A 25,426-nucleotide genomic window follows, 5' to 3' on the forward strand; every position below is an offset into this window, starting at 1 on the left:
TCCGTCACCACGCGATCGCGTACAGCGAGCCGAACGCGTTGTCGAGCGCACGGCGCACCGCCGGCGAATGCTGGTAGATCGAGATGAACTTGCGGATGCGCGGATCGTTCGCGCTCTCCGGCCGCACGACCCACTGGATCGCGAAGTTCTTGTTCTCGGTGCCGTCGAACAGCAGCGCGCTGTTCGGGTCGGTCGTGCCGGCCAGCTTGATGAAGCTCGGATAACCCTGCGCGAGATCGACGTCGTCGAGCGAGCGCGCGAGCTGCGACGCTTCGAGCGGGATGATCTTCAGGTGCTTCGGGTTGGCGACGATGTCGTGCGTCGTCGCGCGGTAGTCGGCGCCCGGCTTCAGCGTGATGAGCCCCGCGCGCTGCAGCAGCAACAGCCCGCGCCCGCCGTTGACCGGATCGTTCGCGATCGCGACGCGCGCGCCATCCCTCAGCTCGGCGAAGCTTTTCACCTTCTTCGAATAGAGGCCGATCTTCATGATCGTGCCGGGCGCGATCGAGATGAAGTTGTAGCCGCCCTGCTTCTTCGCGTTTTCGAGAAACGGGATGTGCTGGAAGTAGTTGACGTCGATGTCCTTGTTCGCGAGCGCCGCGTTCGGCGTATTCCAGTCGGTGAATTCGACGATCTTCACGTCGAGGCCCTGCTCCTTCGCCTCCTTCGCGGCGATCTTCAGCGCCTCGATCTGCGGGCTGGTCGAGATGCCGACCTTCAGCGGCGCGGTGTCGGCGCGCGCGCCGTTCAGCAGCACGACGCCGAGCAGCGCGGCCGTCAGCAGGCGGGCGAGGCGGGCCACTCGGCCGGCGGAAAAGCGGGCGGAAAACACGGGATGCAGCATGGGAACCACTCTCCTGTCCAAAGACGGTATCGACGGATGAGCGAAGCCGCGGCGAACGCGCGGGCGTTCTCCGGACAGTCGTCGTCGCATCGGAAAAAGATCAGCCGATGATAGAGAGCGGCGGGAAGGCGGTCTACGAAGCGATTGTGCGAAGAAAATCGCGCGCGGCGATATGGCGGGCGGTACGGCGGGCGGCTGGCATGGCACGCGCCCGGGCCGACACGAGGCCGAAATCTCGGCCTCGTGGCCGCGGGAATTCCGAAATCTCGGCCAGCCCGCGTGGAAAATCCTTTCCGCAGACGAAACAAATCCCTTACGAATCAATGGATTGGAAATATTCCGGCAGGCCGGAATTCTGGCACGGGGGTTGCGTAATAGACGGCACACGATGCCGCGAAGCGATGCAGGCATTCCAAACATCAGGAGACACGTCTTGCAGACCTCTATCCATACCCCGTCCCATCCCGAGCCGATTGCCGCAGCCGGTCCCGCCACGCGCGAACGCTTCTGGCCGGAAGGCTGGTGGAAGCTGATGGAAATCCGCATCGGCATCATCCCGCTGCCTGTCTACGTGATCCTGTTCGGGCTGATCGTCGGCTTCGCGGTGACGGGCAAGGTGCCCGGCGAAATCTCGATGGCGATCGCCGTGCTCGCGTTCTTCGGCTTCACCTGCGCGGAACTCGGCAAGCGCCTGCCGCTCCTGCGCAACATCGGCGCGGCGGCGATCTTCGCGACCTTCGTGCCGTCGGCGCTCACGTACTACCACGTGCTGCCGAAGCCGGTGCTGAACCTGACGGTCGAATTCACGAAGTCGACCAACTTCCTGTACCTGTTCATCGCGTCGATCATCGTCGGCAGCATCCTGAGCATGGACCGCCGCGTGCTGATCCAGGGCTTCGTGAAGATCTTCATTCCGCTCGCGGCCGGTTCGGTCGCCGCGGCGATCGTCGGCACGGCGGTCGGCACCGCGCTCGGCCTCGGCGCGCGCCACACGCTGCTGTACATCGTCGTGCCGATCATGGCGGGCGGCGTCGGCGAAGGCGCGATTCCGCTGTCGATCGGCTATTCGGAACTGATGCACCTGCCGCAAGGCGAGATGTTCGCGATGGTGCTGCCGCCGGTGATGCTCGGCAGCCTGACCGCGATCATCCTGTCGGGCGCGCTCGACATGCTCGGCAAGCGCCTGCCGCACCTGACCGGCAACGGCCGCCTGCAGGTCGGCGAAAGCGGCGACATGGCGCCGCAAAGCGAGGAGATCCGCGGCCACGTCGACGTCACGCACATCGCGGGCGCCGGCATCACCGCGATCACGCTGTATCTCGTCGGCCTGATGGCGCACAAGCTGTTCGGCCTGCCCGCGCCGGTCGCGATGCTGTTCCTCGCGGTGCTGGTGAAGCTCGCGCGCGCGGTGTCGCCGCCGCTGCAGGAAGGCGCGTTCGTCGTCTACAAGTTCTTCTCGACCGCCGTCACGTATCCGCTGCTGTTCGCGATCGGCGTCGCGATGACGCCGTGGGACAAGCTGACCGCCGCGTTCACGATCGTCAACGTGGTCACGATCGTGTCGACCGTCGCGACGCTGATGGGCACCGGTTTCGTGGTCGGCCGCCTGCTGAAGATGTACCCTATCGACACCGCAATCGTGAACGCCTGCCACAGCGGGCAAGGCGGCACCGGCGACGTCGCGATCCTGACCGCCGCGAACCGGATGCAGCTGATGCCGTTCGCGCAGATCGCCACCCGCATCGGCGGCGCGATCGTCGTCACGGTGACGCTGATCCTGGTCGCGCACTTCGGATAACGCGCGGCCGCGCGCACCGTCGCGCCGGCTGCTTCGCACGCGCCGCCGCCGGCCCTGCCGGCGCGCGGCGCGCGTCGTTCCGGGCGGGCGATTGCGGACGGCCGGTTGCGGACGGCCGGTTGCGGCTTCGATGAGGGCGAACGTGCAGAAGAGCTTCAAGGGAATCCCGTGGTGGGGCTGGGCATCGGCCGCGGTGCTGTATGTCGGCGTGGCCGGCGCGGCCGTCGATTTCGCATGGGAACGCGCGATCGACGCGCTCGAGGAAGCCGGCGCGCACCGGCTCGACCTGTACGCGTCGAGCCTGAAAAGCGAGCTCGGCCGCTTCGAGATCCTGCCTGGCCTGGTCGCGCGGCAGGACGGCGTGCGCGCGATGCTGAAAGCCGCGCCGAACGATGCCCCCGCGCTCGTGCATGCGGTGAACACCTACCTCGAAGCCGTGAATCGCGACGCGGGCAGCGGCGCGGTCGACGTGATCGATCTGCAAGGCGACGTGATCGCCGCGAGCAACTGGAACGAGACGATCAGCTTCGTCGGCACCAACGTGTCGTACCGGCCGTACTTCAAGGACGCGCTCGCGCGCGGCAGCGGCCGCTTCTTCGGCATCGGGACCAACACCGGCGTGCCGGGCGTCTACTTCGCGAGCGCGGTGCGCAGCGACGGCGCGCCGATCGGCGTGGCCGCCGTGAAGATCAGCGTCGACCCGCTCGAATCGGCGTGGCGCGCGCCGGGCGTCGCCGCGCTGGTCGTCGACGGCAACGGCGTGGTCGTGATCTCGACCGAGCCCGCGTGGAAATTCACCGCGCTGCGCCCGATCACCGCGCAGCAGCAGCGCGACATCCAGGCGTCGCGCCAGTACGCGGGCCGCACCGTCGACGCGTTGCCCTATCGCCGCATCGGCGACCGCAGTTCGGCCGCGTGGTTCGGCACCTTCCCCGATCCGCGCCACGCCGGCCGCACCACGCGCTATCTCGTGATGTCGCGCCCCGCGCCGCAGGGCGGCGATTCGTTGATGGTGCTGCTCGACATCGCCGGCGCGCGGCGCCAGCAGCAGACGGCGTTCGTGTTCGTCACCGGCGCGTTCCTGATCGTCGCGCTGCTGGTCGGCTATGCGATCCAGCGCCGCCGGGCGATCCTCGCGCGGCTGAGCGCGCAGGACGCGCTGCGCCGCGCGAACGACCGGCTCGAACTGACGGTCGCGCAGCGCACGGCCGCGCTGACCGCCGCGAACGAGCGGATGCAGCGCGAGATCGTCGAGCGCGAGCGCACCGAGCAGCGGCTGCGCGATTCGCAGCAGGAAGTCGTGCACGCGGGCAAGCTCGCGGTGCTCGGGCAGATGGCCGCCGGCCTCACGCACGAACTGAACCAGCCGCTCGTCGCGATCCGCACGTTGTGCGACAACGCACGCACGTTCTTCGAACGCGGCCAGCCGGCGCCGGCGCTCGCGAACCTCGAACGGGTCGGCAAGCTGGTCGACGGCATGGCCGTGCTCACCGGGGAGCTGAAGACCTTCGCGCGCAAGCCCGACGTCGAGCGCGTCGCCGTGTCGCTGAACGAGGCCGTCGCGCATGCGCGGCTCATCTACGATGCGCGGATTCGCGACGAAGGCGTGCGGCTCGACGTGAACATCGCGCCCGGCACGACGGTCTCGGCCGAATCGAGCCAGTTGCAGCAGGTGATCGTGAACCTGCTCGGCAACGCGCTCGACGCGGTGCACGACGCGCCGGTGCGCCGCATCGTCATCGACGCGGCCGGCCCGGACGACGACGGCCGCGTGCGCTTCACGGTGGCCGACAGCGGCGCCGGCATCGCGCCCGACGTGCTGCCGCACCTGTTCGAGCCATTCGTCACGACCAAGCCGCGCGGCCAGGGCCTCGGGCTCGGCCTCGCGATCACGTCGCGCATCGTCGAGGCGTTCGGCGCGAAGATCGCCGCGACGAACCGCGACGAAGGCGGCGCGCAGTTCACCATCGAATTCGCGGCGGCGATGCCGCAACAAAGGACAGAGCATGGAAGATGAGATTCGCGTGCTGGTCGTCGAGGACGATGAGAACGTCCGGATCGGCGTCGAGCAGGCCGTCGCGCTCGCCGGGTTCCCGGTCGACGCGTTCGCGTCGGCCGCCGACGCGCTCGCGCACGTCGCGCCCGGCGCGCCGGTGGTGATCGTGTCGGACGTGCGGATGCCGGGCATCGACGGGCTGCAGCTGCTCGACCGCGTGATGGCCGTCGACGCGCAGATCCCGGTCGTGCTGATCAGCGGCCATGCGGACATCTCGACGGCCGTCGGCGCGATGCAGGTCGGTGCGTACGACTTCATCGAGAAGCCGTTTTCGTCGGACGTGATCGCCGGCCGCGTCGCGCGCGCGGTCGAGAAGCGTCGCCTGACGCTCGAGGTACAGGGCTTGCGCGCCGCGCTGAACAACTGGCAGGGCATCGAGGCGTTCGTGCTCGGCAAGTCGCCCGCGATGGCCGACGTGCGCAAGAAGATCCTGCGCCTCGCCGATACGTCGGTGTCGGTGCTGATCACCGGCGAGACCGGCACCGGCAAGGAGCTGATCGCGCGCAGCCTGCACGACTTCGGCAGCCGGCGCGACGCGCATTTCGTCGCGCTGAACTGCGGCGGCCTGCCCGAGCAGGTGTTCGAAAGCGAGCTGTTCGGCCACGAGGCCGGCGCGTTCACCGGCGCGATCAAGAAGCGCATCGGCAAGATCGAATGGGCGGACGGCGGCACGTTGTTCCTCGACGAGATCGAGACGATGCCGATCGCGCTGCAGGTCAAGATGCTGCGCGTGCTGCAGGAGCGCGTGGTCGAACGGCTCGGCGCGAACGACCTGATTCCGGTCGACTGCCGCGTGGTGGCCGCGTCGAAGGCCGATCTCGCCGAACTCGCGGCCGACGGGCGTTTCCGTGCGGACTTGCTGTATCGCCTCAACGTCGCGCAGATCGAGCTGCCGCCGCTGCGCGAGCGGCGCGAGGACGTGCCGCTGCTGTTCGAGCATTTCGTGCTCGCGGCCGCGCGGCGCTTCGGGCAGCCTGCGCCGGTCGTCACCGCCGCGCAGGTATCCGAACTGATGACGCACGCGTGGCCCGGCAACGTGCGCGAACTGCAGAACGTGGCCGACCGCTTCGTGCTCGGGCTGACCGGCGACAGCCTGCTGTCGTCCGGCGGCGCGCCGACGGCCGGCAGCACGCTCGCGGAACAGCTCGCGTATTTCGAACGGATGCTGATCGAGGACATGCTGCGGCGTCACAACGGCAACGTCGCGGACGCGAGCGACGCGCTCGGCATGCCGAAGAAAACGCTCTATCACAAGCTGCGCAACCTGCGGATTCCCGCGCGCGGCGACGCGGCGGCCGACGGCGGCGAATGACGCGCACGAGGACACGCACCACAGCATGGATCGCATCGACATCACCGAACACGGTCGTATCGCCGGCCACCTGATCCGCGGCGTCACGCGCGCGCAGAAAACCTTCCGCCCGAGCGACTGGCCCGAGCGGCTCGCGGGCGTCATCACGCTGTTCGTCGGCGAACGGCGGTCCGGCTATCCGTGCGCGCTGTCGCGGCTCGCGATGCCGGTCGTCGACGGCGGCGTCAAATGCCTGTTCGTGTCCGACGAATTGCGGGCCGTGTGTGCGGATGCGTTCGAGTTCGCGATGCAGTTCGCGGCCGACAACGATCTGCCGGTCGAGCTTCGGACCGCGCCGGCGTTGACGGTGCGCTGACGCGCCCCCCTTCCCTTTCTCTACGTAAAGACGCGTGCGCGCACGCCGCCGCATGCCCTTTCCACGCCGCAATCAATCGTCAGAGGATTGAAGGCTTGGGCGCATGACCACGCTCCGACAAGGGTTTCCGGCGCAGCCATCAATAAAATTGATCGTCACGATGAAAATTATGCGTTTTCCTTGCAGGTCGCCGTGATGCATAGTTGCGTCGTGTTGACGCACCTTTGAGTCTTTCAGTCATGAACATGCGAATCGAGCCGTCCGTGCTCGCGAACCCCGACCTGCAATTTGCGACGCTTTCGTCAGGCATCAGCCTGCCGTATGTCGAGCGGGGCAGCGGTGCGCCGATGGTGTTCGTGCACGGCTCGCTGTGCGACTACCGCTACTGGGATCCGCAACTCGCGGCGCTGTCGGCCCACTACCGCTGCATCGCGCCGAGCCTGAGCCACTACTGGCCGGCCGTCGAAGCGGGCATCCAGGACGAGTTCAGCTGGCAGAACCACGTCGACGAGCTCGCCGAATTCATCGACGCGCTCGATCTTGGCCCCGTGCATCTGGTCGGCCATTCGCGCGGCGGCAGCGTCGCGTTCAACGTCGCGCGCCAGCATCCGCACCTCGTCGAATCGCTGACGCTCGCCGATCCGGGCGGCCCGCTCCAGCAGCCGGGCGTACGCGAAGCCGCGCTGCCGGCCGCCGCACTCGCGCTGCGCACGACGGCCGTGAACCTGATCGATCGAGGCGAAGTGGAAGCCGGCCTCGAGATGTTCGTCGATTCCGTGAGCCTGCCCGGCGCATGGAAGAAGAGCACGTCGCGCTTCCGCACGATGGCGATCGACAATGCAAGCACGCTGCCGAAGCAGCTGCGCGACCCGCTGCCCGCGTATTCGCAGCACACGGCCGGCGATATCGCGTGCCGCACGCTGCTGATCGACGGCCAGCGCAGCCCGAAGATGTTCCGCCACAACGTCGATACGCTGTCGCAGTGGATCGGCAATGCGCAGCGGCAAACCGTCGCCGGTGCATCGCACGGGATGAATGCGGCGAGCCCCGCGGTGTTCAACCGTTACGTGCACGAGTTCGTCGCCGCGTAACGCGAGCGGGCGGCATGCGCGCCACCCGTCTTCCTCTCTCTTGCAGAAGCGAAACAGCGCGGGCGGTCCGCGTCGTTTCGCATCCCGCTGCATCCGTCTACATTACGCCCCCGACGCTGCCTTGCGCGTCACCGCATCCGGCAACCCGAACACGCTGTCGAACGCCCAGTTGTACGTGAACGTGAAGATCGGGAAGAACACGATCAGCACCGCGTCGTACAGGAACGCCTGCCATAACGACACGTCGAGCCACCACGCGATCAGCGGGATCAGGAACGTCACGAGCGCGACCTGAAACCCGATCGCATGCACGACACGTCGCCCGACGGTGCGCGTCGTTTCGGTGCGCCGCCGCTCCCACGCCTCGAACCCGAGGTTGTACAGAAAATTGACGGTGACGCCCGTCGTCGAGATCATCACGCCGAGCAGACCGCTCGTCGCCGCGCTCGCGCCGCTCAGCATGCCGAGCACCGACGATGCGACGAGGATGCCGAGTACCTCGAACAGCACGACGTAGACTATGCGTCTCTTCCATCCTTGCATGACCGACCACCTTCGTTTCGAACAAGGTGGCGAGACTACAGCGGGCACTGCGTCCGCAAAAGTCAGGACCTTTCAATTTTTCTGACAGGAGGCGGCGGACCATGCTGACCAGCGACCACATCGACATGCTGCTGACGGTCATCGACAAAGGCTCGTTCTCGGCGGCCGCGCGTGCGCTCGGCCGCACGCCGTCGGCGGTCAGCATGGCGATCGCGAACCTCGAGGCCGAACTCGACCTCGTGCTGTTCGATCGCGGCTCGCGCGAGCCGACGCCGACCGCCGCGATGGCCGCGCTGCTGCCCGACGCGCGCGCGATCGCCGAACGGCTGCATGCGCTGAGTGCGCATGCGCAGCACTTGTCGGAAGGGGTCGAGGACACGCTGCGGCTCGGGCTCGCGGCCGAAATCGACGGCGCGCCGATCGCGCGTGCCCTGACGGCCGTGGCGGCGAAGTATCCGGCGCTCGCGGTCAGCGTCGTCACCGCGCCGCAGGATGCGATCGTCGACGCGCTGCATCGCGGCGCCGTCGATCTTTGCGTCGCGTACGGCGGACTCGATCTTCATCCTCAGGAACAGATTCACGCGCTATGGACCGAGACGTTGATCGCGGTCGCCGCGCCCGATCATCCTGCGATTGCCGAGGCCGCGCATCCGGAGGCGATCGAGCGATTGTCGGGGTTCCGGCAGATCGTGATCGCCGATCCGGAGCGGCCGCTTACCGACGTGCGGCCGCTGATCGGCAACCGCACGTGGAAGGTGACCGACATGGCGACCGCGATCGCGCTCGTGAAGGCCGGGCATGGCTGGGCGAACTTGCCGGAATCGATCATCGGCCGGTATGTGGCCGACGGCGAACTCGCGCCGCTCGTGTTCGCGAACATTCGCAACGGGCTGCCGCTGCCTGTGTATTTGCGGCGGCCGAAACATACGGGACTCGGCAAGGCCGCCGGGGAACTCGTGCGGGCGCTGCGGGCTGAAGACGGTCCGCATTGAGCGATGCGGCGATGGCGTCGCCGCACCGTCCGTCAACGCGCGACGGCTTGACCGTTAGTTGCGATCACCGGGCCGCCGCGCACGTTCGGCGCCAGAAACGCATTCCCGGTCGATCCCTAGACCTGCCCGACCATGAGACGGATCATACGACCGTGATAGCGAGTTCCTCCGCATACGCCGCCAACCGGTCGCCTACCCGCACCTTCAGGACATCGATGAACCGTTTGATCTTCGCGTCGACGAACTGACGGGACGAATACACCGCATAAACGTTGCGCTGAGCGGTGTGAAATTCGGGCAGGACGCGAACGAGCGAGCCTTGACGCAAATCGTCGATTGCCGAGAAGGCGGCGATCAGCCCGATCCCCGCGCCCTCGCGCAGCACCGTGGACATCGCATCCATGTCGTTGACGCTGAAGTGCGACCCCGCTGGACGATACACCGCCTCGCCGGCCCTGCCTTGCAGACGCCATTCGTCCGGCGCGTAATCGACCGTGCTCAGGCGCACACATGTGTGATCGACGAGGTCTTCCACACACGCGGGAGCCGGACGACGTGCCAGATAATCGGGCGACGCCGCCAGAATGCAATGGCTGACGCCGATCTTCTGGCTCACATACGCCGAGTCCGGCAGCGTGCGCGCAATCACGATCGCCACGTCGAGTTGCTCTTCGAGCAGGTTCGGCATCCGCTGCGACAGCATGAGATCGACCGATACTTCCGGATATGCGTTCCGATAGGCCAGCACGGCTTGCGAAACGAGCTGACGGCCCAATCCCGGCACCGCATGCACGCGCAATACGCCACGCGGCTCCAGCAGCGCATCGCGCGCTTCCGCTTCTGCCCGTTCGATGTCCGAGAGGATCGCCACGCTGCGCTCGTAAAACCGTCGCCCCGCATCGGTGACGACGAGCCGTCGCGTCGAACGCTGCAGCAACCGGGTGTTGAGATTGTCCTCGAGTACCGAGACCGCTCGGGAAATGTTGCCGACCGTCGTATCGAGGTGGTTTGCGACAGCCGTGAAACTGCCCATCTCGACCACCTTCGCAAACACCGACATGGTGTGAACCTTGTCCATTACGCACCCTGGTTTTGAATTGATCGCCGCATCGCCGCGTATCGGCCCGCGCGAGCCCGTTGATCATAGGGCCCGCGCTCGGTTCGCGCAGGCAGCGCGCAATCCTCTGTCGTTTTTGCGCATCCTTTCAACACGCTTTCACATTGGCCGGGGATTTTCTCTCCCGAGACAAGATTCATTCTTTCCGGCCCCTCTAAGTTGCGCGCCGCTTCACGCCTAGACTGGGTCCCGAAGTCAGGCAATCAGAACGCGGACGTATCGAACCCGAGCTTGGCCCGCCACGGCGAATCATCCAGAGACGGCGTGGCGCAGGTTTCCCTGTCGGGCTCGAGGCGAACACACATTGAATCGCAATCCTAACCATAAAGGTGACTACCATGGACATCCGTTACGACGCACTTCATCTTTTCATCAACGGCGAATGGATCGCTGCGAGCGAACGCGAAACGGCGCCGGTGATCAACCCGGCCACGCAAATCGAGATCGGACGCGTCCCACTGGCGACGGCAGCCGATCTGGATCGCGCGCTGCAGGCCACCGCATCGGCTTTTGACGTCTGGCGCAACACCGTGCCAGCCGAACGCGCACGCATCCTGAAGCGTGGCGCGGAACTGATGCGCGAGCGCGCCGAGCACATCGCTACCGTCATGACGCTCGAGGAAGGCAAACCACTGGCAGAAAGCCGCGACGAAGTCCTGCGCGCCGCCGACTATTTCGAATGGTTCGCCGAAGAGGCGCGCCGTATCGACGGCCGCGTGGTGCCATCCAACCGCCCGGGCGTGCAACAGCTCGTGAAGAAACAGGCGATCGGGCCGGTCGCCGCATTCACGCCGTGGAATTTTCCCGCGATCACCCCGGCGCGCAAGCTCTCCGCCGCACTCGCCGCCGGATGCAGCGTCATCATCAAACCCGGCGAGGAAAGCCCCGCAACGGCGCTCGCGCTGGCACGCGCACTGGATGACGCCGGTTTGCCGAAGGGCGTGCTTCAAGTCGTATTCGGCGTGCCCGACCAGGTGTCGAAGCATCTGATCGCTTCCCCGGTCATCCGGAAGGTGACGTTCACGGGCTCGGTGCCGATCGGCCGCCTGCTGTCGGCACGCGCCGCCGAAGGCGTCAAACCCATCACGCTGGAGCTGGGCGGCCACGGGCCCGTCCTCGTATTCAACGATGCGGATGTCGAGAAGGCCGCGGTCGACGGTGCGGCGAATCGCTTTCGCGGCACGGGCCAGGTCTGCATCTCGTCGACGCGCTTCCTGATCCAGCGCGAAGTCTACGACACGTTCGTCGGGCACTTCGTGCGCGCGACCCTGGCCCTCAAGGTCGGGAATGGCCTGGACGCCGGCACGCAGGTCGGGCCGCTGGCCAATCCGCGCCAGCTTGCCAAGATGGAAGAACTCATCGCCGATGCGGTGGAACGCGGCGCAACGGTCCTCGCCGGCGGAAAGCGCATCGAGGGCGAAGGATATTTCTTCGAACCCACCGTCCTCGCCGACGTACCGAAGGATGCGCGCGTGATGCACGAAGAACCGTTCGGCCCGATCGCGCTGCTGCTGCGCTTCGACGCCCTCGCCGACGGGCTCGCCGAAGCGAACCGGTTGCCCTACGGACTCTCCGCCTATGCGTTCACGCGCAGCGCGCGCACGGCCATTGATGTCGCAGACGGTCTCGAAGCCGGCATGATCGGCATCAACCAGTACCGCATCGTGTCGACCGAACTGCCGTTTGGCGGCATGAAGGAAAGCGGCCACGGCTCGGAAGGCGGCACCGAGGGCATCGAGTACTACCTCACGCACAAGTTCATCAGCCAGGCTTGAAGGAGTATCGCCATGTCTCATACGCATTTCGACAGTCCGCGCGAGGCCGCGCGGGCCTTCACGCCGACGCTCGCGGCATTCGTCGACGACACGCTCTATCCGCGCATCTGGAGCGATCCGGCGCTCGCGCCGCGCGACCGCAGCCTCGTGACCGTCGCCGCCCTGATCGCGGGGGGCCATCTCGACGAATTGCCGGCGCACCTGCGGCGCGCGTTGGCGAACGGCGTTACCCGCGAAGCGCTCTCCGCGGCAATCACTCACCTCGCGTTCTATGCCGGGTTTCCCGCGGCAATCTCCGCGTCCGCCGTGGCGCAGGCAACGCTGGGCGCGCAACCCCGGTCCGACGATCTCGCCGGTAATTCAGCTACGACGCAGGAAGGCATGAAATGAAAGCCATCACATTCAAGGAATTCGGCGAGGCCGAAGTTCTCCAGCTGGCCGAAGTCCAGGCACCCGAGGTTCGCCCCGACGATCTGCTGGTACGCGTGCATGCCGCGGGCGTGAATCGCGCGGATCTGACCCATCGGCGAGGCGGATACGGCCAGCCGAATTTCGGCGACTCCACCCTCATGGGGCTCGAAATCGCCGGCGAGGTGATCGAGACCGGAAGCGCCGTGCAGGGCTACAAGGTGGGGGATCGTGTAATGGGCGTCGTGGGCGGCGGGGCCTATGCGGAACTGGCGCGCATCGACTGGAGAATGGCGATGCCCATTCCGGCACAGATCGACTACGTGCACGCGGCTGCCATACCGGAAGTCTTCGTCACCGCACACGAAGCGTTGTTGCATCTGGGCCGCTTGCAGCGCGGCGATTCGGTGCTGATTCACGCGGCGGCGGGCGGGGTCGGTTCCGCAGCGGTCCAGCTCGCCTACGCAACCGGCGCGACGATATTCGCGACCGCCGAAGCCTCGAAACTCGAACGGATCGTTCAACTCGGCGTGGACCATGCGATCGACTACAACGCGCAGGATTTTTCGGAAGTCGTCGCAAGCAGGACAGGCAAACGCGGGGTCGACATCGTTATCGACTTCGTGGGCGCGCCGTATTTTTCGCGGAATGTCGCGTCATTGGCCAACGGCGGCCGGCTGGTGCAGGTCGGCATACTCGGCGGCGGCGGCGACGTGAGCGTTGCGCTCGATCAGATTCTGTACCGCCATCTGCAAATCATCGGCACGGTGATGAAGTCGCGCGACCCGCGCGAGAAACACGCGATGGTTCGGCGATTTCGCGAGCATTGGCTGGAGCGCTTCGCGGGTGGCGCGGGCCTCGAGCCGGTTGTCGACAGCGTGTTTCCGCTCGCAAATGCCGCGGCGGCTCATCGACGGATGGAGTCGGCCGTGAACGTCGGCAAGATCATCCTGACGATGAACGAAAACGCCTGACGCCATAAAAAACCCCGGCATGCAGACCTGAGCCTGCATGCCGGGGTTTTTCGCTTCACTGCCGGCGAGCGACGCATCGCCCGCCGTGCGCACTCACCGCGCAGCCATGTCAGCCTTGACGACCCCCGCATCGCCGACCGCCGTCGGCGCCGGGCCCCAACCGCCGCCGAGCGCGCGAATGAGGTTGACGGTCGACACCGCCTGCGCCCCCGTCAACTGGTTCGCCTGCAGTTGCGACTGCAACACCGACCGCTCGCTGTCGATCACGTCGAGATACGCGACCTCGCCTTCCTGATACTGCGTCCGCGACAACGTCGCCGCCCGACGCGACGCGTTGACGGCCGCATCCTGCGCGCGGATCTGGTCATCGAGCAGGCGCAGGTCGGCAAGATTGTCCTCGACCTCGCGGAACGCGACGAGCACCTGCTGCCGGTAGTTCGCGACCTGCTCGTCGTACTGCGCGCGCGCCTGCTGCACACCGGCGGCACGCCGCCCGCCGTCGAACAGCGGCAGCGTCAGCGCGGTGCCGGCGAACGGCCCGAGCAGGAACGTGCGGCTCGACCACAGGAACAGGTTGCCGAGCGTCGACGCTTCATACCCGAACGCCCCGGTGATATCGAGCTTCGGGAAATACGCCGACTTCGCGAGCCCGATCCGTGCGTTCGCGGCCGCCATCGCGCGCTCGGCCGCCGCCACGTCCGGGCGCCGTTCGAGCAGCGCGGACGGCAGGCCCGGTGGAATCTTCACCGCGACCGGCACGATCGGCGTTTCCTTGAACGCGAAATCGGCCGGAGCCTTGCCGAGCAGAATGGCCAGCGCATGCTCGGATGCCGCGCGCCGGCGCGCGACGCCGACCGCATCGGCCTGCGCGCTCGCCAGTTCGTTCTTCGCGCGCGACACGTCGAGCTCGCTGATGTCGCCTTCGTTGAAGCGACGCTGCACGAGCTTCAGCGCCTGCTCGCGCAACTCCACCGTGCGGCGGTACAGGTCCTGATCCGAATCGAGCTGGCGCAGTTCGAAGTAGTTCTGCGCGACGTCGGCCTGCAGCGCGAGCTGCACCGAGCGGAACAGCGCTTCGCTCTGCGCCTGGTCGGCACGCGACGCCTCGACGTTGCGGCCGACGCGGCCGAACAGGTCGGCTTCGTACGATACCGTGCCCTGCGCGCGCCACAGCGTCGCGTTGGTCGGGCCGGTGCCCTCCGGCTGGAACTGCGACGCCGACGACAGCCCTTCGCGCGTCGGCCCGAACCCGGCGCCGATCTGCGGGAACCATTGCGAGCGCGCGGAACGGGTCGCCGCACGCGCTTCCTCGACCCGTGCGGCCGCGGCCTTCAGGTTCTGGTTCGCGGCGAGCGCCTGCGTCTCGAGCGAATCGAGCACCGGGTCGCCGAACACCTTCCACCATTCGCCGCGATGTTCGCTGTCCGACGGCTCGGCCGTCTTCCACGTGCCGGCCTGCTCGCCGGCGGCGAGAGTCGGCGCTTCCTTGAACGCGGCGGGCGCCGCCGCGTCCGGACGCTTGTAGTCGGGGCCCACCGCGCACGCGGCGAGCAGCGTCGCGAGCAGGGTGCTCGCGGCCGCCACCTTCGCGAAGCGCATCAGGCCGTTCGTGTTGTGCAAGTTATTCATTTTCTGGTCCTCAAGCATCGGGCGCCGGCACGCCGTACCCCGCCGAATCCTTGCCGGCGACGTGGATCTTGCCGCCCGCGAGCGTACGCAGCACGACGTAGAACACCGGCGTCAGCATCAGCCCGAACAGCGTCACGCCGAGCATCCCGAAGAACACCGCGACACCCATCGCATGGCGCATTTCCGAACCGGCGCCGGTCGACGTGACGAGCGGCACCACACCCATGATGAACGCGATCGACGTCATCAGGATCGGGCGCAGCCGCAGCCGGCTCGCCTCGATCGCGGCCTCGAGCGGCGTCCTGCCGTCGTGTTCGAGCTCGCGCGCGAATTCGACGATCAGGATCGCGTTCTTCGCGGACAGCCCCACCAGCACCATCAGGCCGATCTGCGTGAAGATGTTGTTGTCGCCCTGCGTGAGCCACACGCCCGTCAGCGCCGACAGAATGCTCATCGGCACGATCAGGATCACCGCGAGCGGCAGCGTCAGGCTTTCATACAGCGCGGCGAGCACGAGGAACACGAGCAGCACGCTGATCGGGAACACGTACATCGCGGAATCGCCCGCGAGGATCTGCTGGTACGTGAGGTCCGTCCATTCGAACCGCACGCCGCGCGGCAGCGTTTCGTGCGCGATGCGCTCGACCGCGGCCTGTGCCTGACCCGACGAGAAGCCGGGCGCCGGGCCGCCGTTGATGTCGGCCGCCGTGTAGCCGTTGTAGCGCACGACCATTTCGGGGCCGAACGTCGGCGTCACCGTGACGAGCGACGACAGCGGCACCATCTCGCCCTTGTCGTTGCGCGTCTTCAGTTGCAGGATGTCGTCCGCGCGCTGGCGGAACGGCGCATCGGCCTGCACGCGCACCTGGTACACGCGACCGAAGCGGTTGAAGTCGTTCACGTACAGCGAACCGAGATACACCTGCATCGTGTTGAACACGTCGGTCACCGGCACGCCGAGCTGCTTCGCCTTCACGCGATCGAGATCGACGTTGAGCTGCGGCACGTTGATCTGGTAGCTCGTGAACAACGGGCCGAGTTCAGGCGCCTGCTGCGCGCGCTTGATGAAGTCGTTGGTCGCATCCGACAGCTTCGCGTAACCGACCGCGCCGCGATCCTCGATCTGCATCTTGAACCCGCCGAGCGTACCGAGCCCGAGCACCGGCGGCGGCGGGAACACCGCGACGAACGAATCCTTCATCGCGCTGTATTGCTGGTTCAGCGCACCCGCGATCGCACCGGCCGACAGCGCCTTGCCGTGCCGTTCCGAGAACGGCTTCAGCGTGACGAACACGATGCCCGCGCTCGAGCTGTTCGTGAAGCCGTTCACCGACAGCCCCGGGAACGCGACCGCGCTCTCGACGCCCGGCTGCTTCAGCGCGATCGAACCCATGTCGCGGATCACCTTCTCCGTGCGGTCGAGCGATGCACCATTCGGCAACTGCGCGAACGCGATCAGGTATTCCTTGTCCTGCGCGGGCACGAAGCCGCCCGGCACGACCTTCGACACGAGCACCGTCGCGCCCACCAGCACGAGGTACACACCAAGCATCAGCGTCTTGCGCGACAGCACGCCGCGCACGCCGCGGCCGTAGTTCTCCGCGCCGCGATGGAACACCTTGTTGAAGCCGCGGAAGAAGCCGCCGAGCACGCGGTTCATCACGCGCGTGAGCCAGTCTTCCTTGTCGCCATGGCCCTTCAGCAGGATCGCGGACAGCGCCGGCGACAGCGTCAGCGAGTTGAACGCCGAAATCACCGTCGAGATCGCGATGGTCATCGCGAACTGCTTGTAGAACTGGCCGGTCAGGCCCGACATGAACGCGAGTGGCACGAACACGGCGACGAGCGTCAGCGCGATCGCGATGATCGGCCCGCTCACTTCCTGCATCGCCTTGTAGGTCGCCGCCCGCGCGTTCATCCCGCTCTCGATGTTGCGCTCGACGTTCTCGACGACGACGATCGCATCGTCGACCACGATACCGATCGCAAGCACCATCCCGAACAATGACAACGCGTTGATCGAATACCCGAACGCCAGCAGCAGCGAGAACGTGCCGATGATCGACACCGGCACCGCGATCAGCGGAATCAGCGACGCGCGCCAGGTCTGCAGGAACACGATCACGACGATCACGACCAGCGCGATCGCTTCGAGCAGCGTGTGCACGACGGCCTTGATCGACGAGCGCACGAACTGCGTCGGGTCATAGACGATCTTGTAGTCGACGCCCGCCGGCATGTCCTGCTTCAGCTCGGCCATCGTCTTGCGCACTTCGTCCGAGATCTGCAGCGAGTTCGCGCCCGGCGACTGGTTGATCGCCATCGCGACGGCCGGCTTGTTGTCGAGCAGCGAGCGCAGACCGTATTCGGACGCGTCGAGCTGGATCCGCGCGATGTCGCGCAGGTGCGTGACGCCGCCGTCCGGCGTCGTCTTCACGACGATGTCGCCGAATTCGTCTTCCGTCTGCAAACGGCCGCGCGCGTTCACCGACAACTGCAGCGGCGTGCCGGGCAGCGACGGCGATGCGCCGATCACGCCGGCCGCGACCTGCACGTTCTGCTCGCGGATCGCCTGCACGACGTCCTCGGCCGACAGCCCGCGCTGCGCGACCTTCTGCGGATCGAGCCACACGCGCATCGCGTAGTCGCCCGAACCCCACAGCTGCACCTGGCCGACGCCCTGGATCCGCGACAGGCGATCCTTCACGTTGATCAGCGCGTAGTTGCGCAGGTAGGTCATGTCGTAACGGTTGTCCGGCGAGATCAGGTGGACCACCATCGTCAGCGTCGGCGAACTCTTCACCGTCGTGATGCCGAGCCGCTGCACGTCTTCCGGCAGGCGCGGCAACGCCTGGTTCACGCGGTTCTGCACGAGCTGCGTGGCCTTGTCCGGATCGGTGCCGAGCTTGAACGTGACGGTGATCGTCATGTTGCCGTCGCTGTTCGCCTGCGACTGCATGTAGAGCATGTCCTCGACGCCGTTGATCTGCTCTTCCAGCGGCGACGCGACCGTCTCGGCGATCACTTTCGGGTTCGCGCCCGGGTACTGCGCCTTCACGATCACGGAAGGCGGCACGACTTCCGGATACTCCGAAATCGGCAGCAGGAACATCGCGATCACCCCGCCCAGCAGGATGATCACCGATAGGACTCCTGCGAAGATCGGCCGGTCGATAAAGAATTTGGAAATGTTCATGGGTTGCTCTGTCTGGTTGAGCGCGGATGCGAAGCGGCGCGCCGCTTACGAATCCGCCTTCGCCGGTGCGGCCGGCTTCGCGTTATCCGCGAGCGGCGCGGACGGCTCGTCGCCGCCCGTCATCGGGACCATGTGCGGCTTCACCTGCGCGCCGGGGCGCACGCGCTGCGTGCCGTTCACGACCACGCGATCACCGGCGGCAAGGCCGCTCACGATCACGCGCCGGTTGCCGTGCTGCATCCCCGGCTGCACTTCGCGGTACGACACGCGGCCCTGCTGATCGACGACGAACACGAACTTCTTGTCCTGGTCGGTGTTGATCGCCGCGTCGTCGACGAGCAGCGCCTCGTGCGGCGCGCTGCCGCCCACCTTCACGCGTGCGTAGAGGCCCGGGACGAGCGTGCCGTCCGCGTTGTCGAAGCGTGCGCGCACGCGGATCGTGCCGGACGACGTGTCGAGCCGGTTGTCGACCGAATCGATCTCGCCGCTGCGCGAGTAGCCGGTTTCGTTCGCGAGGCCGAGCTCGACCGGCACCTTGCGGCCGCTGCGCGCGCCGTTGATGTATTGCAGATAGGTCTGCTCGTCCGCGTCGAACGACGCGTAGATCGGCGACACCGACACCAGCGTCGTCAGCGGCGCGGCCGATGCGCCGGCCGACACGACGTTGCCGAGCGTGATTTCCGCGCGCGACACGCGGCCCGATACCGGGGCGGTGATGCGCGTATAGCCAAGGTTGATGCGCGCCGTTTCCAGCGCGGCTTCGGCGGCCTTCAGGTTCGCGTTCGCTTCACGCGCCGCGTTCTGCTTCTCGTCGTAGTCGCGCTTCGCGATCGCGTTGTCGCCGATCAGCCGCTGTGCGCGCTGCCAGTCGGTCTGCGCATAGCCGTTGCGTGCCTGCGCGGCCGCGAGCTGCGCGGCGGCGCGGTCGACTTCAGCCTGGTACGGGCGCGGGTCGATCACGAACAGCACGTCGCCCTTCTTCACGAGCGCGCCGTCCTTGAAATTCACCGCGACGATCGTGCCCGACACCTGCGGGCGCACGTCGACTTTTTCGACCGCTTCGAGGCGGCCCGAATAGCTTTGCCAGTCGGTGACGGTCTGCGGCACGACGGTCGCCACGTCGACTTCGGGCAGCGGCGCCGCCGCTTTCTCGGGGGCGTTCGCGTTCACGCGCATCGCGCCGAACGTGCCGAGGCCGACGACGGCGAGCGTGACGATCGCCGCGGTCGCGATTCGGGAACGGGAGGTGCGTAGGATGGCCATGTGGATCTCCGGTAAGCGTGGATTGGTTCTGGTTATTCGGAACGGTTCGGCTGGCGCGCCTGGAAGCGGCACTGGAAGAAGCGCACGGCTTCCTCGAATGCGGCTTCGTGCGTGGCGAGCGCGGCGTGCGTGATGTCCGGATAGCGGATCACCTGCGTGAGCACGCCCGACGAGATCAGGCAGCCCGCATATTTTTCCGCCTCGACGTGCAGCACGTCGTTCTGCGCGGTGACGACGAGCGTCGGCGGCAACCCCGCGAGGCGCACCGATTCGATCGGCGCCGCGTACGGGTGCATGCGCTGCGCCGCCTGCGGCAGATATGCGCGGTAGCAGGCCGCGCATTCGCGCGCGGTGATGTCGGACGCAAGGCGCTCGGCGTCGCCGATGCGCGTCATGCTCGGGTCGAGCATCGGCCCGAACAGCGCCTGCGCGGCGATCGACACCTCGCCGCGGTCGCGGGCGATGAAGGCCAGGCAGTTCGCGAGCTGGCCGCCCGCGTCGTGCCCCGCCACGCCGATCTTCTTCGGGTTGCCGCCAAACGCGCGGGCGCGCGTCGCGGCCCACACGGCGGCGCGATACGCATCCTCCGGCGCGGCCGGAAAAGGAAAGGCCGGCGCGAGCGAATAATCGACCGACACTACGAGAGCTGGTAAGCGTTCTGCTAAAAAACGCGCGGCGAAATCAGCGTCTTCGAGCGAACCGCGGACGAAGCCACCGCCGTGGAAATAAAGCACTACTGGCAACCCGGTCTTGTCCGGACGGCGGTAGAGGCGCAGCACGATGTCCTGTGCGTAGCCGGGAATTTCCACTTCGGCAACCGTCAGCGCCGCGCCGGCTATGGCTTGCGCGGGCAGCGCGGCTTTCAGGAATTTGCTGAATTCAGAAGCGTCCATGACGATGCAGCGTCCATTTCGAGATGGAACGAATTCTGAGTCCGGCAGACATTGGGATAAATGCCTATAATCCGGCAACACAATTCAACGCCCCCGAACAATCCGAGGCTGCGTTTACCCACGAGGTAGCGCAGCCTTGTCGTTCAGGAGGCTCATTAGATTGCGGAGGTTGTGATGGACCGGCTTCAGGCCATGCAGGTATTTACTCGCGTCGTCGATACAAGCAGCTTCACCAAGGCAGCAGAAACGCTCGGCTTGCCACGGGCGTCCGTCACGACGATCATCCAGAATCTCGAAGCCTTCCTCGGCGTGCGGCTGATGCACCGGACCACGCGCCGGCTGTCGCTCACGCCGGACGGCGCCGCGTACTACGAACGATGCGTGCGGATCCTCGCGGACGTCGAGGAAACCGAAGCAAGCTTCCAGGCCAACAACCGGAAGCCGCACGGAAAGTTGCGTATCGACATGCCGGGCTCGATCGGGCGGCTGCTCGTGATTCCGTCGCTGTGCGAATTCCATACGCGCTATCCGGACATCGACCTGCAACTCGGCCTGTCCGACCGGCCGGTCGACCTGCTGCAGGAGGGCGTCGACTGCGTGATCCGCGTCGGCGCGCTGCAGGACTCGTCGCTCGTCGCGCGCCGCGTCGGCCTGTTCGAATGCGTGACGGTCGCGTCGCCCGACTATCTCGAGCACCACGGCGAGCCGCAGACGATCGACGACCTGAGCCAGCACAAGGCCGTCAACTACTTCTCGAGCCGCACGGGCCGCACGATCGACTGGACGTTCCTGATCGAAGGCAAGGAAGTCGAGATGAAGATGGAGGGCATCGTGTCGGTGAACGACGCGGACGCGTACGTGACGTGCGGGATCGAGGGCTTCGGGCTGATCCAGCCGCCGCTGTTCATGGTGCTGCCGCACCTGCGCGAAGGCCGGCTCAAGGAAGTGCTGCCCGGCGTCAAGCCGCTGCCCATGCCGATCTCGGTCGTGTATCCGCACAGCCGCCATCTGTCGCCGAAGGTGCGCGTGTTCGTCGACTGGATTGCCGAAGTGTTCGACCGCTGCCCGCTGCTGAGCGGCAAGGGCAGCCTCGACGCGACGTGCAGCAAGCGCACGTTCGAGGAGGCCGAGCGCGCGCCGGTGCTCGATACGCCGGTGATCAACGAGTGGGTTGCGTAATCCTCTGAACAACGCGCGCGGGCCGTGGCGCCCGCGCGTCGTCCCGCCTCGGCGCCGCGCCGGCACGCCCTTCAAGCGCAGCGCCCTCGATCCTTCCTGAAACGGCAGTAAACCTTTGCGTCGCCCGCGGCAATCGGCCACGTGCGTCGTCGCGCGTCGTCGCCGCACCCGCGCGAGGCCCATGCCACGGGGCTGCCGGCCGTTTGCGCATAACCCTGTCGACCGTGCGGATGGCGATTGTTCCACTGACACGACAATTCAATTCGCGTCTGCCGCATTTATCGCGACGGAACGGATACCTAGAGTAAACCCTGTCGCGCACCTCGTTGCGCATCGAACAGATCCCGCCTGGCGGGACCGGAGTCAGCGCTCGGCGCCAGCTCCGACATCTCTAGGAGTTACGCCATGAACCGCCGCCATCTTCTCTCGGCCCTCGCGCTCGCACTCGCCGTGTCCGCACCGGCGTTCGCCGATTCAGGCACCCCTCACGCCGGCGACTACGCCAACGCGTCGTGGTACGCGCAACACAATGGCCCGCGTACGCGCGCCGAAGTGAGCGCGGAAGTCGAGCAAGCGCGCAAGGACGGCACGCTCGCGTACCTGCGCAAGGCGACTTCGTATCCGCAGGGGCTCGAACTCGCGCAAGGCCCGTATCGCCCGATCCCGGAAGGCAACCAGCTCGCCGGCGGGGGCCGGTAAACGCGCGACGCCGCGCAGCGGGTTGTCCCGTGCGCGGCGTCTCGAACGATCTTATCGACGATTTGATGAGCCAGTTAGTTGCAGGAGCACATGATGAACGACCAACTTCCTTCGCCGCTCGATCACTGGGACGACACCACGCCGGTGTGGACGCCGTTCCGTTCCGGGCCGCAATCGCATTAAGGTTCGCGTCGACGCGTCGCTGACACCGTCCTGCGGCGATCAGCGGCGCGGCACCCCATCGCGCCATTCGCCCCAATGCGTGACGATGTCCTGCACCAGCGGATTGCCCGCGCGATACAGGTTTTCGGTCGCCGGGGGGCCGACAGGCAATGGATATCGTCATTGAGCGCACGTCGAAGTGACACGATTCGTGACGTTACCCGAGGAAAATTCGTCCAGCTGAGTCGGCCGCACGCTCGACACATCAATTGACACGGACAGATTCGTCTGTCAGATCGCGTTCGCCGCGATCCTTCGGGGTCCGGTGAATGCAAATCGTATGTCCGGACAGCCCGGATCGCCGCCCTCATACCGGTTGAACTTGCGAACGATCATTCTTCTCCGAAAGAAACAGGAGCCTGACGCACCGCCTATTCACATTTCCCCACACTCGCTCACCTCGTCACCTGCAATTTGACGCATGGCTCGTCGACTTCATATGTCTAGCATCAGCACCCTCAACGATGCCCATATGGAGCGTACCGATGACAGCACCACAAGAATTCAGCGTATCGCTCGACGGACCGCCGATATGTCCGAACATGAGCGATTCGACGTTCAAGAGGCGGATGCTCGAATTGCGAGACGAAGCGGTGGCGATCACCGAGCAGCGCCGCCGGGATTTGATGCGATGGAGTCCCGCCATTGAAGCGCGGGTCATCGAATGGTTCGGTTCAGCGCGTGTCGATACGACGCGCACGCTGATTCGAGGACTGGGCGCCCCTGCCAGCGTGATGGGCGCGCTCGGCCCACGGAACTTTGTCCGCATCGATTCCGAGGCCGATCGCGCCACAGGATGCCTGCCGAACATGAGTCATCGTGACGCGGAAGTCGCGCACGTCTGTCGCACGGACACGTCCGCCCATATCATCGCCATCAATCTCCCTTTTTGCTCACTACCCGAGCGATCGGCCGGTAATCTCTCGTCGCAGCAACTGACGATCGTGCACGAATGCGCGCACTTCGCGGACACATTCAACGCACATGATCATTCCGGGGCGTACGGGCGCGCCGCGTGTGTCCAGTTTGCAAGACGTCACCCGGATAGAGCCATCAACAATGCGGACAACATCGCCTGGTTCATTCTGGCGCGGTAGATCGGGGAAATTCATGCGACGAGCCCTCTTCGCGATACTGATCGCCCTCCTCACCCTTCCGATACAGGCCGATGCGTGCAAGATCATGCTGACCGACAGCATGCAATTGCCGCTGAACTCAATCGAAATCAGCAACGCCGACAGGCTCTCCGTCGTCAGACACTACCTGACCGCCAAGGAGTGGACGCTCGAAGGCACGATGGCATCGGTCGACGCGGCGGCCTACGATTGGGAAAACCGGCCCATGCAACTGGCTCGCCAACGCGGCACGCAGATGAAGTCCTTTCTTGTGCAACTCGGCATGGCTCCCGACGACGTCTACGTCAGCGAGCGAATCATCTCGCGCACGAACGGCAAGCTCGATCGCGACGACGCGAAACAGCTATGGGTTCAGTTCGCTCCCAAATGCCCGCCAGCCGGATGTCAGAGCCTCTGCAACTCCCCGCGTACATCGGGCGTAGCCAGCTATGCGCTGACACCGCGCACGCCGGGGCCTCGGGCCGACTCCGCTCGATTTACGTGCGGCGACAGCCGGGAACCGACACCCGCGCGGTTCGTGACGACTGAACGCTGGACCGAACGCACGCGAAATCAAACCCTGTTTCTGAGAAATGACCGCAAGAAGCCGCTGGCGCACATCTGCTATCGGATCAGCACCAGCGCAATGCAGTATGTCGGCATGACGGACGAGCAAGGTCAGACGGGGACCATCCAGTTGTTGGGGCCCGAATACACACGAATCGAACTCAAGCTCGCACCGCCGCAGCCGTGAAGATTGCTCCGGGCGATCGTCAATCGCCCGGAGCCCGACTCTACGCGCCGGCTCGAATTAGCCCGCGCGTCTTGCCATCAGCTTAGCGGCGCGGCACCCCATCACGCCATTCGCCCCAGTGCGTGACGATGTCCTGCACCAGCGGATTACCCGCGCGATACAGGTTTTCGGTCGCCGGCGCGAAGCCGCCTTGATCCGCGTAGTTCAGCAGGTTGTCGGCGCTCGTCTGCCCCGCGTACGGCCGGTCGAAATCGGACCCCGTGCGCAGCACGGCCACGCGCGACAGGTCGACCCGCTTCACGCTCGCCGCGCGCTTGAGCGCTTCGAACGTCGCGTTGTCTTCCTGCGCGGTCATGCAGTAGGTGCCCTTGCCGTCCGTCAGGATCTTGGTCCACTGGCGCGCGCGCTCGCCGATCAGCGTGCCCGAGAACCACGTGTTGCCCGATGACGTATCGCACTGGATCACCGTCGGCGGCCGGTTCGCCGGCGCGTACGTGAACTTCGCGCGCGCGGCCTGCGCCTGTGCGCTATCGGCGAGCACGACGTTGCGCGACAGCGCGTAGGCGGCGTCGGTCAGCTGCGGGTTGAGCTGGAACACTTCGGTGCGATAGTCGAGCGGCGGCTTGTCGTTCGGGCTCTTCGTGTTGATGCCGAGGAAGCCGGTGTTCCACCCGGCCGGAATCTCGCGCGCATCGAGTTCCCACTGCAGGCTGAAATCGACGAGGTATTTCGACCACGCGGCCGATCCGACCGTGCCCTGTGCAGGATCGACGCCCGCGATGCCCGAGACCAGGAAATACGTGCGGCGCAGATCGAAGCGCTGCGAGAACGTAAGCGCCATGATCGTCGCCGACGCGTTCGCATAGCCCATGCCGGTCGTCACCACGCATACGTCCTGCTTGTTGCAGTGGACGGCCGGATAGTCGGGCGACAGGCCGGGCACGGTGATGTCGCGCCACGGGCCGAGCCGGTCGAGCCACGCCTGGCCTTCCGGGCCGAACATCGTGATGATCATGACCTTGACCGGGCGGCCATGCGAGCCGGTCTCGGCGAATGCGGCGTTGCCCGCATCGTTGCCCTGGTTGTCCTGCGCGATCGACGGCGCGGTCGCACAGGCGGCGAGCGAGAATGCAGCGGCGGAAAGGATGGAGCGAGTCAGCATCGGCGTTCCTTGTTTCGATGATGTTGGGTGAGAACGGCTGTCGGAGACT

General features: G+C 66.2%; 21 protein-coding genes. 13 read left to right on the forward strand and 8 right to left on the reverse strand.

Annotation, left to right across the window (positions count from 1 at the left end):
* Nucleotides 1-4 precede the first annotated feature (4 nt).
* Complete coding sequence (locus A9Z05_RS31705) at nucleotides 5-844, reverse strand: MetQ/NlpA family ABC transporter substrate-binding protein (RefSeq protein ID WP_069621511.1); 840 nt, start codon at nucleotides 842-844, stop codon at nucleotides 5-7.
* Nucleotides 845-1,277: 433 nt separating this feature from the next.
* On the opposite strand from A9Z05_RS31705, the gene A9Z05_RS31710 reads away from it, so the two are divergent.
* From A9Z05_RS31710 to A9Z05_RS31730, 5 genes are all read left to right on the forward strand, one after another.
* Nucleotides 1,278-2,642 carry a 2-hydroxycarboxylate transporter family protein gene (locus A9Z05_RS31710; protein ID WP_050017325.1) on the forward strand — a complete coding sequence of 455 codons (1,365 nt, stop codon included), beginning with the start codon at nucleotides 1,278-1,280 and terminating at the stop codon, nucleotides 2,640-2,642.
* A 130-nt stretch (nucleotides 2,643-2,772) separates the two neighbouring features.
* The gene (locus A9Z05_RS31715) at nucleotides 2,773-4,659 is read left to right on the forward strand and encodes an ATP-binding protein (protein WP_069621512.1); all 1,887 of its coding nucleotides are present in this window, start codon (nucleotides 2,773-2,775) and stop codon (nucleotides 4,657-4,659) included.
* On the forward strand, nucleotides 4,649-6,010 hold the full coding sequence (locus A9Z05_RS31720) for a sigma-54 dependent transcriptional regulator (RefSeq protein ID WP_069621513.1): 1,362 nt from the start codon (nucleotides 4,649-4,651) through the stop codon (nucleotides 6,008-6,010). The genes A9Z05_RS31715 and A9Z05_RS31720 overlap by 11 nt, the downstream gene beginning before the upstream one ends.
* 25 nt (nucleotides 6,011-6,035) lie before the next feature.
* Nucleotides 6,036-6,365 (forward strand): DUF3579 domain-containing protein, encoded by a 330-nt coding sequence (locus A9Z05_RS31725; protein ID WP_069621514.1) that lies wholly within the window; start codon nucleotides 6,036-6,038, stop codon nucleotides 6,363-6,365.
* Between the two features lie 239 nt (nucleotides 6,366-6,604).
* The gene (locus A9Z05_RS31730; RefSeq protein WP_069621515.1) at nucleotides 6,605-7,456 is read left to right on the forward strand and encodes an alpha/beta fold hydrolase; all 852 of its coding nucleotides are present in this window, start codon (nucleotides 6,605-6,607) and stop codon (nucleotides 7,454-7,456) included.
* 102 nt (nucleotides 7,457-7,558) lie between these two features.
* On the opposite strand, the gene A9Z05_RS31735 is transcribed toward A9Z05_RS31730, so the two are convergent.
* Nucleotides 7,559-7,999 carry a PACE efflux transporter gene (locus tag A9Z05_RS31735; RefSeq protein WP_069621516.1) on the reverse strand — a complete coding sequence of 147 codons (441 nt, stop codon included), beginning with the start codon at nucleotides 7,997-7,999 and terminating at the stop codon, nucleotides 7,559-7,561.
* Between the two features lie 101 nt (nucleotides 8,000-8,100).
* On the opposite strand from A9Z05_RS31735, the gene A9Z05_RS31740 reads away from it, so the two are divergent.
* Nucleotides 8,101-8,991: a LysR family transcriptional regulator gene (locus tag A9Z05_RS31740; RefSeq protein ID WP_069621517.1), complete on the forward strand. Its 891-nt coding sequence runs from the start codon at nucleotides 8,101-8,103 to the stop codon at nucleotides 8,989-8,991.
* Nucleotides 8,992-9,133: 142 nt separating this feature from the next.
* Here A9Z05_RS31740 and A9Z05_RS31745 read toward each other — a convergent pair whose 3' ends face one another.
* The gene (locus A9Z05_RS31745) at nucleotides 9,134-10,069 is read right to left on the reverse strand and encodes a LysR family transcriptional regulator (RefSeq protein WP_069621518.1); all 936 of its coding nucleotides are present in this window, start codon (nucleotides 10,067-10,069) and stop codon (nucleotides 9,134-9,136) included.
* A 377-nt stretch (nucleotides 10,070-10,446) separates the two neighbouring features.
* Between A9Z05_RS31745 and A9Z05_RS31750 the strand changes: the two genes are divergently transcribed.
* The 3 genes from A9Z05_RS31750 to A9Z05_RS31760 are packed head-to-tail and all read left to right on the forward strand — an operon-like array spanning nucleotide 10,447 to nucleotide 13,265.
* On the forward strand, nucleotides 10,447-11,883 hold the full coding sequence (locus A9Z05_RS31750) for an NAD-dependent succinate-semialdehyde dehydrogenase (protein WP_069621519.1): 1,437 nt from the start codon (nucleotides 10,447-10,449) through the stop codon (nucleotides 11,881-11,883).
* Between the two features lie 12 nt (nucleotides 11,884-11,895).
* On the forward strand, nucleotides 11,896-12,273 hold the full coding sequence (locus tag A9Z05_RS31755) for a carboxymuconolactone decarboxylase family protein (RefSeq protein ID WP_069621520.1): 378 nt from the start codon (nucleotides 11,896-11,898) through the stop codon (nucleotides 12,271-12,273).
* Nucleotides 12,270-13,265, forward strand: coding sequence for an NAD(P)H-quinone oxidoreductase (locus A9Z05_RS31760; RefSeq protein WP_069621521.1), 996 nt, complete (start codon nucleotides 12,270-12,272; stop codon nucleotides 13,263-13,265). The genes A9Z05_RS31755 and A9Z05_RS31760 overlap by 4 nt, the downstream gene beginning before the upstream one ends.
* A 93-nt stretch (nucleotides 13,266-13,358) precedes the next feature.
* On the opposite strand, the gene opcM is transcribed toward A9Z05_RS31760, so the two are convergent.
* From opcM to A9Z05_RS31780, 4 genes are read right to left on the reverse strand one after another with little or no spacing between them, the layout of a single operon-like run.
* Nucleotides 13,359-14,894, reverse strand: coding sequence for a multidrug efflux transporter outer membrane subunit OpcM (gene opcM / locus A9Z05_RS31765; RefSeq protein ID WP_069621739.1), 1,536 nt, complete (start codon nucleotides 14,892-14,894; stop codon nucleotides 13,359-13,361).
* 10 nt (nucleotides 14,895-14,904) lie between these two features.
* Nucleotides 14,905-18,090: a multidrug efflux RND transporter permease subunit CeoB gene (gene ceoB / locus A9Z05_RS31770; protein ID WP_069621522.1), complete on the reverse strand. Its 3,186-nt coding sequence runs from the start codon at nucleotides 18,088-18,090 to the stop codon at nucleotides 14,905-14,907.
* Between the two features lie 45 nt (nucleotides 18,091-18,135).
* On the reverse strand, nucleotides 18,136-19,353 hold the full coding sequence (gene ceoA / locus A9Z05_RS31775) for a multidrug efflux RND transporter periplasmic adaptor subunit CeoA (protein ID WP_050017333.1): 1,218 nt from the start codon (nucleotides 19,351-19,353) through the stop codon (nucleotides 18,136-18,138).
* A 32-nt stretch (nucleotides 19,354-19,385) separates the two neighbouring features.
* Nucleotides 19,386-20,246, reverse strand: coding sequence for an alpha/beta hydrolase (locus tag A9Z05_RS31780; protein ID WP_050017334.1), 861 nt, complete (start codon nucleotides 20,244-20,246; stop codon nucleotides 19,386-19,388).
* Nucleotides 20,247-20,420: 174 nt separating this feature from the next.
* On the opposite strand from A9Z05_RS31780, the gene ceoR reads away from it, so the two are divergent.
* The 4 genes from ceoR to A9Z05_RS31800 all read left to right on the forward strand — a co-directional run bounded on the left by ceoR (nucleotide 20,421) and on the right by A9Z05_RS31800 (nucleotide 24,215).
* Nucleotides 20,421-21,425, forward strand: a complete 1,005-nt coding sequence (ceoR, locus tag A9Z05_RS31785; RefSeq protein ID WP_069621523.1) for a putative multidrug efflux transcriptional regulator CeoR — start codon at nucleotides 20,421-20,423, stop codon at nucleotides 21,423-21,425.
* A gap of 405 nt (nucleotides 21,426-21,830) precedes the next feature.
* The gene (locus A9Z05_RS31790) at nucleotides 21,831-22,124 is read left to right on the forward strand and encodes a DUF4148 domain-containing protein (protein WP_069621524.1); all 294 of its coding nucleotides are present in this window, start codon (nucleotides 21,831-21,833) and stop codon (nucleotides 22,122-22,124) included.
* Between the two features lie 707 nt (nucleotides 22,125-22,831).
* Nucleotides 22,832-23,443 (forward strand): M35 family metallo-endopeptidase, encoded by a 612-nt coding sequence (locus A9Z05_RS31795; protein WP_256122147.1) that lies wholly within the window; start codon nucleotides 22,832-22,834, stop codon nucleotides 23,441-23,443.
* A gap of 13 nt (nucleotides 23,444-23,456) precedes the next feature.
* Complete coding sequence (locus A9Z05_RS31800) at nucleotides 23,457-24,215, forward strand: hypothetical protein (RefSeq protein WP_069621526.1); 759 nt, start codon at nucleotides 23,457-23,459, stop codon at nucleotides 24,213-24,215.
* 82 nt (nucleotides 24,216-24,297) lie between these two features.
* Here A9Z05_RS31800 and A9Z05_RS31805 read toward each other — a convergent pair whose 3' ends face one another.
* Nucleotides 24,298-25,377, reverse strand: coding sequence for a purine nucleoside permease (locus A9Z05_RS31805; RefSeq protein ID WP_069621527.1), 1,080 nt, complete (start codon nucleotides 25,375-25,377; stop codon nucleotides 24,298-24,300).
* Nucleotides 25,378-25,426: the final 49 nt, after the last annotated feature.

This window comes from Burkholderia sp. A2, assembly GCF_001729305.1.
Lineage (GTDB): Bacteria > Pseudomonadota > Gammaproteobacteria > Burkholderiales > Burkholderiaceae > Burkholderia > Burkholderia sola.

Bases quoted from the DNA above. Each gene is read 5' to 3' on its own strand.
- ceoB (WP_069621522.1), bottom strand. From the start codon at position 18,090: ATGAACATTTCCAAATTCTTTATCGACCGGCCGATCTTCGCAGGAGTC.
- A9Z05_RS31740 (WP_069621517.1), top strand. From the start codon at position 8,101: ATGCTGACCAGCGACCACATCGACATGCTGCTGACGGTCATCGACAAA.
- A9Z05_RS31750 (WP_069621519.1), top strand. From the start codon at position 10,447: ATGGACATCCGTTACGACGCACTTCATCTTTTCATCAACGGCGAATGG.
- A9Z05_RS31735 (WP_069621516.1), bottom strand. From the start codon at position 7,999: ATGCAAGGATGGAAGAGACGCATAGTCTACGTCGTGCTGTTCGAGGTA.
- opcM (WP_069621739.1), bottom strand. From the start codon at position 14,894: ATGAATAACTTGCACAACACGAACGGCCTGATGCGCTTCGCGAAGGTG.
- A9Z05_RS31705 (WP_069621511.1), bottom strand. From the start codon at position 844: ATGCTGCATCCCGTGTTTTCCGCCCGCTTTTCCGCCGGCCGAGTGGCC.
- A9Z05_RS31720 (WP_069621513.1), top strand. From the start codon at position 4,649: ATGGAAGATGAGATTCGCGTGCTGGTCGTCGAGGACGATGAGAACGTC.
- A9Z05_RS31800 (WP_069621526.1), top strand. From the start codon at position 23,457: ATGCGACGAGCCCTCTTCGCGATACTGATCGCCCTCCTCACCCTTCCG.
- A9Z05_RS31730 (WP_069621515.1), top strand. From the start codon at position 6,605: ATGAACATGCGAATCGAGCCGTCCGTGCTCGCGAACCCCGACCTGCAA.
- ceoR (WP_069621523.1), top strand. From the start codon at position 20,421: ATGGACCGGCTTCAGGCCATGCAGGTATTTACTCGCGTCGTCGATACA.
- A9Z05_RS31795 (WP_256122147.1), top strand. From the start codon at position 22,832: ATGACAGCACCACAAGAATTCAGCGTATCGCTCGACGGACCGCCGATA.
- A9Z05_RS31805 (WP_069621527.1), bottom strand. From the start codon at position 25,377: ATGCTGACTCGCTCCATCCTTTCCGCCGCTGCATTCTCGCTCGCCGCC.
- A9Z05_RS31715 (WP_069621512.1), top strand. From the start codon at position 2,773: ATGAGGGCGAACGTGCAGAAGAGCTTCAAGGGAATCCCGTGGTGGGGC.
- A9Z05_RS31760 (WP_069621521.1), top strand. From the start codon at position 12,270: ATGAAAGCCATCACATTCAAGGAATTCGGCGAGGCCGAAGTTCTCCAG.
- A9Z05_RS31790 (WP_069621524.1), top strand. From the start codon at position 21,831: ATGAACCGCCGCCATCTTCTCTCGGCCCTCGCGCTCGCACTCGCCGTG.
- ceoA (WP_050017333.1), bottom strand. From the start codon at position 19,353: ATGGCCATCCTACGCACCTCCCGTTCCCGAATCGCGACCGCGGCGATC.
- A9Z05_RS31745 (WP_069621518.1), bottom strand. From the start codon at position 10,069: ATGGACAAGGTTCACACCATGTCGGTGTTTGCGAAGGTGGTCGAGATG.
- A9Z05_RS31755 (WP_069621520.1), top strand. From the start codon at position 11,896: ATGTCTCATACGCATTTCGACAGTCCGCGCGAGGCCGCGCGGGCCTTC.
- A9Z05_RS31725 (WP_069621514.1), top strand. From the start codon at position 6,036: ATGGATCGCATCGACATCACCGAACACGGTCGTATCGCCGGCCACCTG.
- A9Z05_RS31780 (WP_050017334.1), bottom strand. From the start codon at position 20,246: ATGGACGCTTCTGAATTCAGCAAATTCCTGAAAGCCGCGCTGCCCGCG.